Source organism: Sporosarcina ureae DSM 2281 (genome assembly GCF_000425545.1).
In the GTDB taxonomy this organism is placed as follows: Bacteria; Bacillota; Bacilli; order Bacillales_A; family Planococcaceae; genus Sporosarcina; species Sporosarcina ureae.
Map to the genome: position 1 here is coordinate 1 of NZ_AUDQ01000016.1, position 16,322 is coordinate 16,322.

15 protein-coding genes and 1 pseudogene are annotated in these 16,322 nt (G+C 39.5%); 2 read left to right on the forward strand and 14 right to left on the reverse strand.

Annotated elements, in window-relative coordinates; genetic code table 11:
- The 3 genes from tnpA to dndD all read right to left on the reverse strand — a co-directional run.
- A partial coding sequence (gene tnpA, locus H605_RS0113880; RefSeq protein ID WP_029054783.1) for an IS66 family insertion sequence element accessory protein TnpA occupies nt 1-263 on the reverse strand: 263 nt, incomplete at its 3' end.
- A gap of 56 nt (nt 264-319) precedes the next feature.
- On the reverse strand, nt 320-568 hold the full coding sequence (locus tag H605_RS0113885; protein ID WP_029054784.1) for a hypothetical protein: 249 nt from the start codon (nt 566-568) through the stop codon (nt 320-322).
- Nucleotides 565-2,583 carry a DNA sulfur modification protein DndD gene (gene dndD / locus H605_RS0113890; protein WP_029054785.1) on the reverse strand — a complete coding sequence of 673 codons (2,019 nt, stop codon included), beginning with the start codon at nt 2,581-2,583 and terminating at the stop codon, nt 565-567. Before dndD ends, H605_RS0113885 begins: the two co-directional genes overlap by 4 nt.
- A gap of 689 nt (nt 2,584-3,272) precedes the next feature.
- Between dndD and H605_RS17945 the strand changes: the two are divergent.
- Nucleotides 3,273-3,947 (forward strand): annotated as a pseudogene (locus H605_RS17945) (isocitrate/isopropylmalate family dehydrogenase); the annotation flags it as partial.
- 131 nt (nt 3,948-4,078) lie between these two features.
- Here the strand turns inward: H605_RS17945 and sda are convergent.
- Nucleotides 4,079-4,195, reverse strand: a complete 117-nt coding sequence (gene sda / locus H605_RS18725) for a sporulation histidine kinase inhibitor Sda (RefSeq protein ID WP_081657949.1) — start codon at nt 4,193-4,195, stop codon at nt 4,079-4,081.
- 378 nt (nt 4,196-4,573) lie between these two features.
- Here sda and H605_RS18460 point away from each other — a divergent pair, with 378 nt between their 5' ends.
- Nucleotides 4,574-5,833: an ATP-binding protein gene (locus tag H605_RS18460; protein ID WP_162141902.1), complete on the forward strand. Its 1,260-nt coding sequence runs from the start codon at nt 4,574-4,576 to the stop codon at nt 5,831-5,833.
- 137 nt (nt 5,834-5,970) lie between these two features.
- On the opposite strand, the gene H605_RS0113915 is transcribed toward H605_RS18460, so the two are convergent.
- From H605_RS0113915 to H605_RS0113960, 10 genes are all read right to left on the reverse strand, one after another.
- On the reverse strand, nt 5,971-6,867 hold the full coding sequence (locus H605_RS0113915) for an AEC family transporter (RefSeq protein ID WP_029054788.1): 897 nt from the start codon (nt 6,865-6,867) through the stop codon (nt 5,971-5,973).
- Nucleotides 6,868-7,084: 217 nt separating this feature from the next.
- Entirely contained in the window at nt 7,085-8,554 is a 1,470-nt protein-coding gene (locus H605_RS0113920) for a methyl-accepting chemotaxis protein (protein WP_029054789.1), read from the reverse strand.
- Nucleotides 8,555-8,728: 174 nt separating this feature from the next.
- Entirely contained in the window at nt 8,729-8,860 is a 132-nt protein-coding gene (locus H605_RS19590; RefSeq protein ID WP_257788264.1) for a hypothetical protein, read from the reverse strand.
- Complete coding sequence (locus tag H605_RS0113930; RefSeq protein ID WP_029054790.1) at nt 8,857-9,327, reverse strand: hypothetical protein; 471 nt, start codon at nt 9,325-9,327, stop codon at nt 8,857-8,859. Before H605_RS0113930 ends, H605_RS19590 begins: the two co-directional genes overlap by 4 nt.
- A complete protein-coding gene (locus H605_RS17955; RefSeq protein WP_051210600.1) occupies nt 9,324-10,604 on the reverse strand; it encodes a replicative DNA helicase in 1,281 nt (426 codons plus the stop codon). The genes H605_RS0113930 and H605_RS17955 overlap by 4 nt, the downstream gene beginning before the upstream one ends.
- Nucleotides 10,585-11,391: a conserved phage C-terminal domain-containing protein gene (locus tag H605_RS17960; RefSeq protein ID WP_051210601.1), complete on the reverse strand. Its 807-nt coding sequence runs from the start codon at nt 11,389-11,391 to the stop codon at nt 10,585-10,587. Before H605_RS17960 ends, H605_RS17955 begins: the two co-directional genes overlap by 20 nt.
- A 237-nt stretch (nt 11,392-11,628) precedes the next feature.
- Entirely contained in the window at nt 11,629-13,002 is a 1,374-nt protein-coding gene (locus H605_RS0113945) for an alkaline phosphatase (RefSeq protein WP_418346984.1), read from the reverse strand.
- A 637-nt stretch (nt 13,003-13,639) separates the two neighbouring features.
- Nucleotides 13,640-14,743 (reverse strand): 2-keto-3-deoxygluconate permease, encoded by a 1,104-nt coding sequence (locus H605_RS17965; protein ID WP_081657952.1) that lies wholly within the window; start codon nt 14,741-14,743, stop codon nt 13,640-13,642.
- 56 nt (nt 14,744-14,799) lie between these two features.
- Nucleotides 14,800-15,957 (reverse strand): UxaA family hydrolase, encoded by a 1,158-nt coding sequence (locus tag H605_RS0113955; RefSeq protein WP_029054792.1) that lies wholly within the window; start codon nt 15,955-15,957, stop codon nt 14,800-14,802.
- A 33-nt stretch (nt 15,958-15,990) separates the two neighbouring features.
- On the reverse strand, nt 15,991-16,305 hold the full coding sequence (locus H605_RS0113960; RefSeq protein WP_029054793.1) for a UxaA family hydrolase: 315 nt from the start codon (nt 16,303-16,305) through the stop codon (nt 15,991-15,993).
- Between the last annotated feature and the right edge of the window lie 17 nt (nt 16,306-16,322).

Sequence of the window (16,322 nt, forward strand, 5' to 3'; positions counted from 1 at the left end):
TCATCATAGCCACTCGTCACCTCGATATCCACATGATTAACCTTCAACGAAATCGAATCTTCTATCGACTCTTCCACCACACAGGAGACCCAACTGGTCTCCTGATGTGTGGCAGGATTAACTGGCGACTGCTTGCGTAGCCAATACTTCATATTATGGACAGCGACCTCTGCCGTATCACACCATTCAGAAAGTGCTAGTCCACTGCTTTGATATTCATCGATCTTCGCAGACCAGTATGCTTCTTTCTCTTTTCTTTTCAAAGAAATCCCTCCCAAAACATGTTCTATGGGAGGAGTATCTCACGAATCTTCTTCTATTAATATGTGTTCACGTTTTGACGCTTACGTTTAAATAGCAATAAGTCAGCGTTACTAATTATAGTCCATTGAAACTCCCAGGTCCCTTGCTTGTTGGATCCTTTTTCCATATCAGTAACTTCATTACTTTCAATGCCTTTTGCTAATGCAATTTTAAGTATCTTTGGTCTTTCAAAATCCAATGCATCTCTTAGTTCGTCAAGAATTTCTTTATGTTGCTCGCTAATTCTTCCAATTCCTGCAATCATATACTCCCCCCCTTAACCAAATCAAAGTATCCATCTCTTATGATTGTATACTTTTTATCTTGATCATAATCCAACATATATTGACGGTAAGTATATTCATTCATTGTTTCCACATAATTAGTGGAAACTTCTGTGTCTGTAGATAATATAATTACCTGTTGGCTTAACTCATTATAATACTGCTCTATTAATTGAGTTCTATGGTAACTATCCAATCGCCCTAGTGGTGTATCGATCACGACGGGTAAGTCTAAATCCGAAACTTTAATAAGTGCCCATATCAGCGCGGATGATATCATCTGCATCTCGCCAGCTGACCTATCTTGAATATTAACTTCCTGACCTCTATCATTAAACAACCTTATAGTGTAAGTTTCTATATCAAATGTAATTTCACTAAACTCTCCTTGTTTTCTAAATAACTTATTTAACATATTAACAAATTCATTTTGTATCATTTTAGCTTTTAATTTTGTATCCTGTTGTATAAACTCTTCCAAGGCATTAATCACTGAGCGTATACGAGTCTTTTCTAATTCTAAAGCTTCATAATCTCCCACAGCTTCTGGAGACAATCTACTAAGTTGGTTTCTTAAGCTTCTTTTCTTCTCATCAAGTTCTGACTGCCTTCGATTATGTACTCTAGAATTAGCACTTACTACACCTTCTTGCTTTGAGTAACTACTAATTTTTTCGTCTATTTCAGAGGTATCTACCATCTCTGGTGCACTTCTCAACTCTATATTAATTCTTTCATTCTCATTTTTAAGTTCGGACAATTGAATTTGAATTCTCTTAATACTGGACAAACCATCTGTCTTAATATTCATTAGTGTGTTGTAATCACTTTTAGATAAATCATGTAGCTCTTGATGCTCGATATCCGAATTTGAATTACCTAACCACACTCTTTCACCTATAACATTAATCTGTTTGATTTGATCTTCCGTTAACGAAGGCGATATTTCTTGTTGCAAAAGAGCATTCATAAACTCTCTATAAGGACTTAATGATAACTCTCTCGCAACTTTTTGATCTCTAATACTTTTTTCTTTTTTTAATACTTTCTGTAATTCTTCTATCTTTTTGCTTAATATAATTTGAGCAATAGAATCATTGTATTCTTTCTTTAGTAGTTCCTCTTTAGCGGATATACTATTTTGAATAGTGGTTTGTTTTTTAACAATCTCTTCTCTGGATTTAGAATTGTTAATGAATGCTTTATTGCGCTCATCAATTAATTCTTTTTTCTTATTAGACAACACTAATAGTTTTTTTCTAGAAGTATCTACTTTTTCTTGGTTTTCTTGTACTAACTTTTCTAACTCTTCCATTTCGTCATTAAGATGGCCAACTTCTTTATTTCTAAATGATCTCAATGACTCTCTTTCTACTTCTGCGTAAGCCACTTTTAAATCTGCTATTAGCCTTTCATACGACTGCATACCAGTAATTTTATGTATGGAATCTCGCATTTCTTTACTACTTTGACGAAGAATTATATCTTTAACTTCTTCACCATCAAAAATGAAGAATGGAGAGGCATGAAATGGCATAATAAGATCGATGAGCCGATTGTAAGCATCGGGATTATCTATTTTTCTTTTTTTCATATGTGTCGATCCCGCTGCTTTAATATGTAGCTCTCTTTCAAAATGGCTCATAACCTTATCTTTATTGAAATACCATTTAACTTGTATTTGCCATTCCTCACCAGAATCTGTTTCTAGTATTAACGTAACAGAGCAGTTGTTTCCGCCCTCGCTATAATATGTATTATTTAGTACATTAGAAAACTGCTTTTTATATTCTTCCGGGGTATAGTTTCTATTCCCATATAGTACTTCTTGAATCGCCTTTATTATAGTTGTTTTCCCCGCTCCATTAAGACCGCCGATTAAAATAATATTCTTTTTTAATTCCGCTTCACGTTCTTCTTTTGGAATATAAAAGTTCATTTCTTGAATACCATAGAATGTTTTATAATTATTAAAGATAATCTTTTTAAACAGCATTTTAGTTCTCCTTTGAAAAATGATAATTCATCAAATCACGATAATTTCTAACTCTTTCTTTTTCAATCTTATTCTCATATGTATTTCTTTTAGATTCTTTTAAGAGTTCTCTAGCTAAAATGTTTGGCACATTGTGAGTATGGCAAATTCTTTTTATAATGAATAATTCTGTTGAATTCAAGTTCGGCATAGTAAGTCCCACACTTTCTCTTAATACTTTTTTATAACCATTTTAGATTTAATCTTAAAATAACACGTATACTTATATATTATACGAGTAGTGAGGTAATTCAAACATTTTTATGTCTGAATTCGCAACAATTGCGTTCAATAAAAGGAATCCATATTCGACGTCTCAACTATCTGATCTTTAACCCTCAGCTAATTGTAATTCATTATTAAAGGCAAATAAAAAAGATAAGCACTTCGCTCAACTCTGCACATCTCTCGGGGGCATAGTATCTCAAAAGCACTTCTAGTTAAGTATAATCTTCACGAATACATTTACAATGTTACTTACTGGTAACGGTATGATTCCCAATGCTATATACAATGAGAAGATTAGTTTACCGCTAGACAGCTGTATCATTCACACGCAAATATCATCAAAATATTCCGATTATGTATCCCCTTCTCAAAATGATAATCTATTTACATAAGCTGATTCCTAAATAGAAAAGAGCTACAAAATGAAACCATTCAAAATAGCCGTAATCTCCGGAGACGGGACCGACCCAGAAGTAATCGACGAAGGCATAAAACTAATGAAACGCGTAGCCGAGCTGGACGGACGACTATCATTCGAATTCACCTACTTTCCATGAGGCTGCGAGTATTACTTGGAGCACGGAAAGATGATGGCAAGTGACGGGATGGAGCGCTGTCGACGTTTGATGCGATCTATTTAGGCGCGGTTGGTTTCCCTTGGAGTGCCTGATTATATTTCGTTATGGGATTTACTGTTGATCATTCGAAAGCAGTTTGATCAATATGTCAATATCTGACCGATTCAGATGTTGAACGGTACGCCTTGTCCGATAGAGAATGGGACAAAAGAGACGATTGATATGTTGTTTAGTCGGGAGAATAGTGGTGGTGAATATTCGGGTGCTGGTGATTGGTTGTTTACGGATAAGCCGGAAGAAGTGGTCTTGCAGACGGGGGTGTTCTCTCGTAAAGGGACGGAGCGGATTATTCGCTATGCATGTGAGACGGCTTCAGATCTTGGGAAGACGTTAACTAGTATTAGTAAAGCCAATGCATTGAACTACTCTATGGTCTTCTGGAATCAAGTGTTTGAAGAAGTGAGTCGAGAGTATCCACATGTGGAGACGGCAAGCTATTTGGTCGATGCGGCTGCACTGACTCCTGATGTAGGCGGTACTTCTTCTACTATTGAAGTGGGAGATGCGATTGTGGAGTTAATTGAATCAAAATATGTGTAACGTCGGATTTCTTCTTGATTATCTATATCGAACAAAAAACGCCATGGCATCTATAAACCACGGCGTTTTATTTCTTCTTCAAGTAGTTGAATAAATTCTGGTTCTACACGTATTTCTTCTGTGCTTTCATAGGCTTCGAGCAATGCAGCGTTTGATAATTTTAGCATAAGGCACCTTCTTTCTTGTTTATGAACTTCGCTTGCTTACCATACCCCTTACATAAAGCATTTAAACCTTTTGCTGAACTTGTGGTGTACGTTTTTTGCAGTGGAGTTGTTGCTCACCGCCCCACCTACCCGAACATGTATGGCTGGCACGCTGATCCATGTTTTCTAAAGACTCTCGCTTTAACTAACACTCTCCCAGAATACCATGAATATATTAAAATATGACATAATTGGCGTCGCTTTTGATAAAGATAATGGTATAATATAACTTATTATTCATTGTATTCAGAGGAGGTGTTTAAAATCACATATGTAAGCGATACAAATAGGAGAACGGAACCTATTAAAGGCATGGAATCCTTACTAGTAGGTCATGTGGTGTATACGTACACAGATAGTAACAAGTATATAGAACATGCTACCTCCTATGTAGCGGAAGGGCTGGATAAAGACCACACTATTTTGTATGTAGATCAGCCACAATTTTTTGCTTACGTTAAAGAAAATCTTAGGAATGCCGGTTATACGGAAGAGCAAGTGGAGGCCATTTATTTTATTAATACCGACACGGCATACGAAACGCACGAAAATTTTAATGCTGAGCATGTTTTAAAGAATTTAAATGTTTTTTTTGATTCTCATGTGACAGAAGGATGCGTACTTCGCGTGTGGGGATTGGCGACATGGCGGCTTCAGAGTAAAAAAACGTTAATTCCTTCTATAGCATTACACGAACAGAACTTTGACGATTTTTTCTCTAGAGTAGCGAACATCGCAAAGAATTACATTATTGTGTGTGCATATGAAGGTTTATCTATATCCGGTTCACTCTTAATTGAACTTTTGCAAACCCATGAATACCATATGACGGATACGGATTTCTCACCTTCGCATTTATATAAAAAAGGCCCTGTTCATTATACAGGGATTGCAAAACAACTGCAGTTTGAAAATGAACTACGAAACCATGATACGCGTCGAGATAAATTAGACATCACTGGAAAATTAGCTTCTATCATTGCCCACGAACTTCGCAACTCTCTTACGGTCGTTCAAGGGCGTTTACAATTGTTGGATCTCACCGCTAGTAATCGTAGTGAAGCTACTCAAGCACAATTTGATGGGATCAAAAAAGGATTAACAGAGATAGAACAAACCGCATCTAAATTTTTATCCTTAGCTGAAACCCATGTAGTCAATCAAAAAGTGATCAATATTTCGGATTTAATCGAAGTGGTTACGGTGCAGATGGAATCGGAGTTGGGCAAGAAAGCCATCGACATGCATGTAAAATTGGATAATACCCAGATGTCCATTTTTGGGGATGAATTAAAAATAAGACAAGTATTTATTAATTTAATCAAAAATGCGATGGAGGGTATGGAAACTGGAACGATCACGCTTCATGTGAAAGACGATCAGGATGACGTGACGATTGATGTTTCCGATAATGGTCCAGGTATCCCTGATGAAATCCTACGTCAAATAGGTGATCCATTTATGTCATCAAAAGTGGATGGAACAGGGTTAGGATTGTTGATCTGTGAAAAAATCATTCGAGACCATAATGGAAACTTATTACTAAATACGGAGGTTGGTAAAGGGACGACCTTTACAGTTAGTTTGCCGAAATTATAACTGGGTGTAAACCGTTGCATACTCCCCTGTTTTAATACTTTCACTTAGATGATTGGAACGAAAAGAAGCTGAAGCCATTTCGGGCTCCAACTTCTTTTTATTTTGGGTTTTTTAACACCTGTATACAGCTAGTTCGTTCAAATAATGACATTCAACAAAATACTTAACGAGATAATACTAAGCAATGTAGAAATTAACGTAATCATGGAAACGAGTTCCGGCTCGGTATCAAATTCAATCGCATACATAGTCGTCGTGGCCGCTGTAGGCATTGCTGAAATGATGATGAGGACTGTACCTACTAGAGGATCCATTCCAACGAACAGCACGAAAACAAACGCAAGTATAGGTGCAATGACCATTTTCAATACTACGCCTGAAATGACTACTTGCCAATTGGGTTTCTTACGAACAACCGATCCAAGTTGCATCCCTAGCATGATCATCATCACAGGAATCGCTGCATCCCCCACCATGGACGTAGTCGACATAATGGATTCCGGCACTGTAATGCTGAAATACTGGAAAACGAAAGCGAAAATCGCGGCATACGTTGTCGGCATTTTGAAGACCATTTTTATCGAACGACCGATGCCACTCGTACTGCGTGATGCATAATACACACCGAAGAAGTTATTTTGCAGTGATTGTATGACCATGATGAATATGGCATAAGGTAGCGCTTTTTCTCCTAAACTAAATAACACGACCGGCAAACCGTAGTTTCCAGAATTCATGAAACCTGTAGCCAAAATCGAAGCACTCTCTACTTTCTTATCCCATTTAAAGATTTTCGCAATGATTTTGTTGAGCAAAACCATTGCGTAAAAAAGAGCAAACATATAAATCAGGATCGTCATATAGCTGGCATTAAAGTCTGCCTTATATAAGGAAGTAAAGACAAGAGCCGGCGATAGTATGTAAATCGAAAGAGAAGAAATTGATTTTATGTGTAAGCCTTTGACTCTTTGTAAAATGAACCCCACTATGAATACTGAAATAATCGGTAAAATAACCGTGAAAAATAACCCCATTTATACACCTCTAACGATTCTATCATTACGTGGCTTTTATGAACTACAAAGCCCTCTTATAGATTCAATACTAATCGTAATCCTGTAGATTGTCTCTATATATGGGATTTCAATTGTATTTCCATGTGCAAAACTACAAATAAAAGAAGTTACCGTTTTTGTATGGGTAACTTCTTTTGCGTTTTCGGTTCATTTGCAACTGGTAAGCTACCGTATATTACGTTCTACGAATCGAAATGGCTTCATCATGTGTTTCATTGATATACTTTGCAATTTCTTCTTGCTCTCCTGCCAATTCAGTCAGCGTCGCATTTAATTCTTCTACTGCCGCTGTACTCTGCTCCACTACCGCGGCAAACTCTACTGTGCGTTCACGAATTGTCAATGTGCGTCCTGTAATGATCTCAAATTCATGGATAAATGTAGCTAACTCGTTTTGCAATGCAGACATGACTTGATGCAACATGCCGAATGATGCACTGGATTCATCCGCCACACTGTTTTGCATCGTCAGTTGCTTCAAGCCTTCTTCTAATTTTCCAACGGCAATCGTATTCGTACTATTTAACTCCACTAAGTTCGTGTCGATTTTCTGAAGTGTCTCATCCGTCAATCTGGCCAATTTACGAATCTCATCCGCCACTACCGCAAAGCCTTTACCATGTTCGCCTGCACGCGCTGCTTCAATCGATGCATTTAACGCCAATAAATTCGTTTGCTCTGTAATTTGTTTAATCGAACTAGCAAACGCATTCGTCTCGTCAATTTTGCTCGAAAGAATACCGAACGTATCATTCAAATCTGTAAAGAATTTGGCAAATGTATCGAGACTCTCTTTCAATCGAGCCATTTGTGTAGTTCCTGTCTCCGCCTTACTCCCTGCGTCGTTTGTTTTGTCCCCTAGTTCACCAAGCCCTGCCGAAATCTCTTGAATCGCTTCATGTGTTTGTTCCGCATTTTCCGCAATCTCCGCAATATGATCCGCCTGATGTTGGCTGCCTGAACTCACTTCATTGACCGCCTCTAACATTTCACGCTGAGAAGTAGTGGATCTGGCCGCATTCGTTTGAATAAATGCTAGATTAGACGTGATTTTCGTCACCGCCGTATCCAGCTCCTCAAACAGCACTTGTTCTTCTTCGGCTTTCTGCGACGTCAGTGCGAGTAGCTCTTCCACATGTTGAAAGACACGATCATTCTGTCTGACCAACAAAAACAAGCAAAGGGCTGTGAGAAAGTGCAGTAGAAGTAAATTAGAACCGCTTCCAACAATAATTTCAGGCGATATGAAATATGTATTGTTCACGAGCAGTGCAAGTAAACTCAGTGCGTAGGCAAATCCAATAATGCGCATTTTTCCATGTACGGCACCTAACACTAGGATTAGATAGATTACGCCAATCGTCCCTAGGTTCGCATTTGAGAATAGAATAAGACTCATGGAAATGCTGAAAGTTAAAAAGACTAAGATGTATGGAAATTGTTTCGCAATGAAAGTGGATCTATTCATTACTAAGTAAAAAAGGATGGCGACGACGAACGGAATGGTAACCGATGTAATAATAATCGCCGACGACTGAAGAAGGATTTGAGCAAGGAGTCCAAGTCCCGCAGCCAGTCCAAAGCTAAGCGCCATAATTTTGTTTTTGTTCATCCAATCGGTGTGTTTGAGTTCTTCTATTTTCATCTTTCATTCTCCTTTGGAGGCGATAGCCTAGGAGGGTTATGGAATACCCTTATGTATAAGGTATCATTTTAAATTATCTAAATATATGGGCAATTCGATTCAATTATATTTATATAATGTTTTAGCAGAAGAATAAGCAGAGGTTTTTTAATCCTATGATGCAGTAGATTTCATTCACCATTCGGTTATCAATCTTTCGTACAACGCCCCCAACTCGTCGTCTCCCATCTGCTCTACATAATGCATCGAATAATTCGAGCGTAAGCAAATCACCAAGATTAGCACGCCGCGTTCTTCTTCGGTCATGCACCCACCTCCACCCGATACAACACACGCTCTCCTGCTTTCGCGTGCCCCACATACGCTGGGTACGTAATAATCTCTTTCTTATGTTCATACAAACATTCTTCGGCACCGGTTTCCGCAAAGGTCATGTAGTGGATCATCAGTCGATCAGCTCGTGTGATGTTGCGTTGTTGTTCGCGAAATAATTCTTCATGTAGTCGGTAGGCATCCAGTGAATGTTCTGCTAGATAAAAGGCGTACCAGTCATCAGGGCCGTCCATGACAAATAGATTTACTTTGCCGATATTCAAGTCGTTTTTCTCCATCAATCGCTTAATTTCCATTTCGTCAAATTCAATTGCTTGGAGTTTTTTACTGTCATCCTGAAATGTAACTTCGTCTTTTAGTAAGGCCCAGTAGATGCTGTTGGCTAAGTGTGCTAAATCCATTTCTAGTGCGTAGTCAAACATGTCTTGAACAGTGATCATCTGTTTTCTCCCCTTTTGTAATAGTCTTTATCGAAGTCATATAGCTTGCCAGTTTCTTTGCTGTAGATGGTCGTGATCGTGCCGGTCGGTCCATTGCGGTGTTTAGCAATTTCAATTTCCATTACATTTGTCGGTGCTTTCTCTCTGTCGTAATAATCTTCACGATGGAGAAGCGCGATGACATCAGCGTCTTGCTCTATATTTCCTGAGTCACGCAAGTCACTCATGATGGGATGCTTGTCGTGCCTCGTTTCAGACGCTCTTGATAGTTGCGATAAGACGACGACAGGACAGTTGAACTCTTTTGCCATCGCTTTTAATTCATTGCTGATCTGTCCGATTGCTACCGTCTGATTGATTACTTGGCCTTCAGGTCGAATGATTTGTAAGTAATCAATGAATATAATCGGTCGTTTGGTTGGATTCGTTTTGATGATATTCCGTGCTTTTGCTTTAATTTTTCTAACGGTTAACGTGCTTTGATCGTCAATATGAATCCCCCCACCGTTCAAGTGATTCAGCGTGGGTGTCCACCGTTCTTTTTGTGGTTCGGTGAAATATTTATACGGATTGCGCATTCGTAAGCGATTGTATTCACCTGTCGCAGCGATCATTCGGTCAATCATCGATTTACGACTCATTTCAAGTGAGAAGATGATCGGCATATGTCCATCTTTGCTGGCTTGTAGTGCGAAATGGTTAAGCACGTCCGTCTTTCCCATGGATGGCCGAGCCGCGACGATGATGTATTCGCAGCTTTGGAAGCCGTTCAGGATTTTATCCAAATCGCTAAGTCCTGTTGAAATGCCAGGCTTTGTTTCATCGGGTCTGAACGGTCTTTCATATTGTGTGAGTAGATGTTCCGTTAAAGTAGTCGCTTCTCTACCGCTACGGAGTTCTTCCAGTTCCCCTAAGGTATGCAGTACATCATCCGCACTCCAATCATGCTCAATCGCTTGTTGCAATATCCGTGCCAGTTCTTGCTTTTTCCATTGGTCGATGATCATCTCTTCGTATTCATCAAAACGTACGACATTCGCAAATCGTTTGAGCCCATATACGTAATTGACTCCTCCTAGATCGCTCGGTTCTCTTCCAGCCAAAACGGTAATATAATCTACCGGTTTTCCTTCCTGCGCCAATTCCCGCATGACCATGTAGATCATTTGATGAACATGCCCCTGGAAGAATCTCGCTTGCATGTGACTATCGAGAATTAAATAATTTTCTTCAAACATCGCACCTAGTAAGCTTTTTTCAGCAAGTTCGTAACTCATATGCATTCTCTCCTTTTTCAAAATCTAATGTGGGTGAAACATAGGCTTTCAATACGATTGATCGAACCATATCAACTGGGGCTTCATTCAAATAATTTTCAAATTTCTCTGCTTTAAATAATGTCGATGGTTGTAAGTAGTGACGAAATTGTGGGTGATGGAGCCATTGCGCCACCTTCGTATCGATCACTAGTTTGAAATCGTCCAGTGTGTAGCCTTCTTCGATACGCTCATGGAGAAGATCCCTCGTCGTATTCGTATTGTCCTTGAATCGTTTGAAAGCTTTTTGGTTTAAATACTCAATGACAGAAGAAATAGTGGCGAGATCCTTCTCGCTATATCTTTTTTTCTTTGTAGTGTGTTTAAGTTCTTTGGTTATTGCTGGGAGCAAAACGTTCTCCTCAGACAGACGTTTTTGTTCGACTCTATCGACCATTTCTGTCCGCTCGAATGGTACAAATTCGCCGCACGTCTGTGACAGCTTTTCGTAGTTAATCCGATACCATTTCGTGCGATCCATTGGCATTTTATTGTATTCAGAAGTAATGATCAGTTCGTCTGTCTCCAGTTTTTTCACTAGCCTTTTCATCACATGAGCCTTCCAGCACGGGAATTCATGCGTCCACTCTTCATACGTGTTATACACCCATCGATGACCATCGTTGATATTTTTAGATATTTGCAATCGATAATGCAGTTGCTGTAGAAACAGCGCTTCATTCGTGCCAACTATTGCCGCAAACTGTGGGGAGAATGGTATTTTGATATCTTGGATTTTTCGTTTCATTATTCTGTGCCTCCTGTTTAGTTGCTTGATGATTTGTTCTTTCATTAGTCATATAGAAGAATTATTCAAAAAGGATACTGGTTTTAAAAATTTATTTATTATTTGTTTAAATTCGCGTACAAAAAAAGAAGTTACGGCTCGTTTTGAGCTGTAACTTCTTTTCGTAGGGACTTTTTTAAAAATAGAACTATGAAAACACTTTTCACACATATTTTTTCCTGGTTCCGTTTGTAAGAATTACTTCTTACCTCCAATAATTTCAAAGAGTATATTCGCATGATCGGTATTATCTAACAATCCTGTAAAGCGCTCTTTGGATGGCCCATATGCATAAATAGGTACATCTTCACCAGTATGTCCACCGGTTGTCCAACCCGTATAGGAGCGTGTGTCAACAATCTGCTTAATAGCCGTTTCAACATCACTCGCCTCTGTACCTGCCGCTTCGACTGCTTCTATTTCTTTCTGTTCTAACGGTAAACTTTCTTGGTCGATGTAGCGTACCAATGTCTCTTCTACATTGTTCCCGTTTGCTATTTCTTGAGAAATGAAGGCGGGAGTACGTTTCACTGCTTTGATTGCGTCAGCGGACCAATCATATACGCCATCCGCGCCTATAGAAAATCCTCCAGTTGAATGATCCGCAGTAGCAACTACTAATGTGTGCTCATCTTGTTCCGCAAATTCGATGGCTGCCTTGAATGCTTTCTCGAAGTCTTCCATTTCACTCATTGCACCAACAATATCATTGTCATGTCCTGCCCAGTCGATTTGGCTTCCTTCTACCATGAGGAAAAATCCGTCTTCGTTTTTCTTCAATCGCTCAATTGCCGCTTCAGTCATTTCTTCCAACGAAGGCGTTTCTGCCGGACGGTCGATCATTTTGGACATGCCGCCATCCGCGAACAACCCAAGTATTTTATCGTTCTTATTGTCCAATAATTCTTCTTTCGTCGTGACATATCCGTATCCATCCAGTTCGAATGAATGCGCATGGCTCAAGTCTTCCCTCACAAAATGTTTTTTCCCGCCACCGAGAAGGACATCAATTGTATGCTCGCCATTGATGCGTTCATTGTAATAATCGTCGGCGATCTCATCCATATTCTTTCTACTTTCATTATGGGCACCGTATGCTGCAGGAGTAGCATGTGTGATTTCAGAAGTCGCGACGAGCCCAGTCGATTTCCCTGCCTTTTTTGCCGCTTCGAGAACGGTTTCCACGCGCTCTTTCTGTTTATCTACTGCAATTGCGTTATTGTATGTTTTGACACCTGATGACATAGCCGTTGCTGCGGACGCTGAATCTGTAATCGATTCCTCGTCATCATCAGGATACGTCATTTGTTGACCCACTAGATGTTGATCGAACGCTGTTAACTCGATCTCAGGGGTAGTCGGGTCATCTTTGAAGTAACGATAAGCGGATGTATAGGAACTTCCCATCCCATCCCCAATCAAGAATATGACGTTCTTGATCTCCGGAGCGTCGTCCTGTTCCACTTCGTCAGCTGAACTCGCTGAATAATTACTAGTCCAAATGGCTCCACCAATTAATGCAGCGGAAAGCGCTACTACGGGCACGATGGTCTTTCTCATCTTCTTCAACAATAAACAACCTCCTGTATTTGTAATCAACTTCCACTCTACTAGAAGATTATTAATATATGGGGAAGGCTGTGTAAATGGTTTGTAAGGAAAGAGTTTTTTATAAATTGTTTTGTCGCTAATCTATTAGATTATAAGGTAGGTCGGAGTCACTTTTGTAACAATGTGAATAATTCTTCTATTAAAGAGCCGTTTTGTGTCGCGTCCTAGCGTAATTCTTATGACTGTACATCAGTTCCTGTATGATTTAATCTAGTCGGTATATGCCCCCCGTTCACCGCTGCGAGCGTGTATTCTTTTGTATTTATCAATTTGTTCAAAATTGTGATAAATTTACATCTAACGCCGATTACAGATGGTTTAATCGACTATGACTATACAGGTTTTGTGGAGGTACTTCATTTTAATGCTTTGAGAAGATTTAAGACCAAGGCTTTGAATTATTAAATCCACTCGTCTCTCTCTTGTTTGTATTTCAATCGTTAGTCATATTATTTTTCATAAAAAAAGACGGTTCACAATGAGTTTTCAAGGTTAATACCTTTGTTTCTTTGTGAGCCACCTTTTGAATAATTATAAACTGCCAAAATTGTTCCACATCAAAAAAATATGCAAAAAGTTATTATTAGAATGCCCATCTCTATTTTCGCAGAGGCGGTCGTGTATCATACGACTCTGTCTTAACCTTACTAACATCAATACCGGCAACCTTCCCTGCAAATGCAAATTCCTGACTCTCACTTACTGCACTATTTATTTGATGTACAGTTTCTTGATCTTCTGAAGCAATAGATTTATCTTCAAACTTTGTGTATTTCACTAATAATGCAAGTACAATCGGAATCAGAATTGCCGTTGTAACAGCCGAAGCTGCAACTTGAACAGTAGCCAGTGGTGCAACGCTCAAAAACGATGCATTGGCAGCGGCAATGACACCGGGTACCATGACCGCGTTTCCGGCAGTAGTTCCTTCAGCGGCTCCTACGATGGGATTCCACCCCAACGCTTTAAATACCAGGTAAGCTGCTCCTCCAGTGAATACGACTGTAACAACGCCAAGAAGAATGCCGCTCGCGCCACCTTTTACAACATCTGTTAAGTTGATGCCCATACCCAATGCGAATGATAGGAAAGGGATAATGATATCTGATCCTTTCACCAACATATCCCGCAATTCCATATCTGTATTACCGATGATGATTCCAATAACTAACGGTAGCAATACTGTAATGAAAGCAGTCGCAGAAAACATTCCTTCAACGAATCCCATGGCTCCGAATATTGATAAAGCAACCATAGTTAGAAGAGGTCCATCATTCAATACAAGTACAGAATAAGCAGCTTTATCTTCTTTATTACCATATTGTGAAGCTACTGCCATGTAGACAATTCCATTACTATTAGACATGGCTGCCATAATCGCAAGTGGAGCTAAACCGAGCCACAAACCGTTTGGACCAGCCAGGAAATATGCTAGGAATGTAAAGACCCCGGCAACAAACCACTTTATTCCTAGAAGTGTAGCACCTTTTGCAACACTCACGCCAAAACTTTTAACGTTTAATTGGGCCCCCGCCGTCAATAGGTAGAGCGCTGCTAATACTGGGACAGAATCTACGAACAACGCTTGAGTAAAGCCGCCAATACGCAGAAGATTAGGGAAGAATGTGTTAATAACTGCTGCCAGAAGAAGAGGTACGACCATCATACCTCCAGGAATTCTCTCCAAGTTCTTTTTAATCATAAGTTTCGCCACCTTCTAATATCTAACTTTAATTTTTTTAGCTGCAATAAGGTTACTTATATACTTTCAGCAAGTCTCCAAATGGCGAATTCTTGATTTAGTTCATTCTCGGCTGCAGTCTTTTCCCCATTTGATACAGTTATGACTTTTTCAAAAATTTCTTTACCAATATCATTTATGCTATTGTTTTGGTCTATGATTTTACCTGCATTAATATCGATATGTTCGGACATGATCTCATAGACTTTAGGATTGGTACCGATTTTAATAACCGGAACGATTGGCGAGCCTGTCGGGGATCCTTTACCAGTAGAGAACAGCACTACCTGTGCACCACCTGCTGCTAATCCACATACAGACTCGACGTCATATCCAGGTGTGTCCATAAACACAAAACCTTTCTCAGTCGGTTTTCCTGCATATGAAATGACTTCTTTTAGAGGCGTGCCGCCCCCTTTCTTTATACAGCCAAGCGACTTTTCTTCAAGTGTAGTTAGCCCGCCTGCCATATTTCCTGGTGTTGGATTCGCGGAACGGATATCTTCCCCGGTCTGCTTTATTCGGTGCTCGTAAGTTCGAACAATATCCAAGAACTCTCTTCCCACTTCACGATTTATCGCATTGCTTGCTAAAATGTGCTCCGCTCCAATCGCTTCAGTAGTTTCTGCTAAGACGCTCGTACCACCCTCGCGGACAATCATATCGGAAAATGCCCCTATAGAAGGATTAGCTGTGATTCCGGACCATGCATCTGATCCACCGCACTCTAATCCAACAATTAGTTCAGTAATATCACATTGCTCACGAACTTCTTTTTTACTATTTTCTAAAGCCGTCAACAACCAGGATCTTCCTTCCTGCAGGATTTCCGGTATTTTCTGGTTCTTATTTAAACAAACTGTATGGACCGGCTTCCCTTTTTTCCTTAAAACCTTATAAATTTCTTGCGCTATTGGATCATTTTCTGTGCCTACTACCAGTGTAGCGCTTACATTAGAATGACCAGCAGTACCTACTAGCGTTCGTAATGTCTGTGTATGATCTTCCGGGAATTGAGCTACCCCTCCGTGATGAATAACTGGAATAACACCCGGAGTCAAATTGGCTATTTTCCTGGTAAGTGCACTCAATTCTCCTACTGTATTGATTACGATCACATGGTTTCTGACGCCAATACTGCCGTCAGGTCTGCGATATCCGCCGAATGTCTTCATGTTTGATCCCCCCGTATGCAAAAAAATATGATTCTAGTCTCCCATTACATGATTAATGATTTCCAATCTTTCGTTTTCATTTAGACCACGAACGTTATGTACATGGACATGAGAAGCTGTAGGAATCTCATTTGTTGCCTTACCAATACACTCTCCATATTTTTTAATTTCCTCATTTTCGTTTATAACATGTAACGATATTTTATGCCCGTAGGGAATTTCCTCCAAGGCAACCAGATTACTTTCGAAATTACTAATTAACACCACCTCACCTTCCCTAATCCGTTGTAACGCGACGGCCACATTATCTTTTGGGTCCAATTTTAAAGCGTTGTAACTAACTTCCATGCTGATCTCTCCCCTTC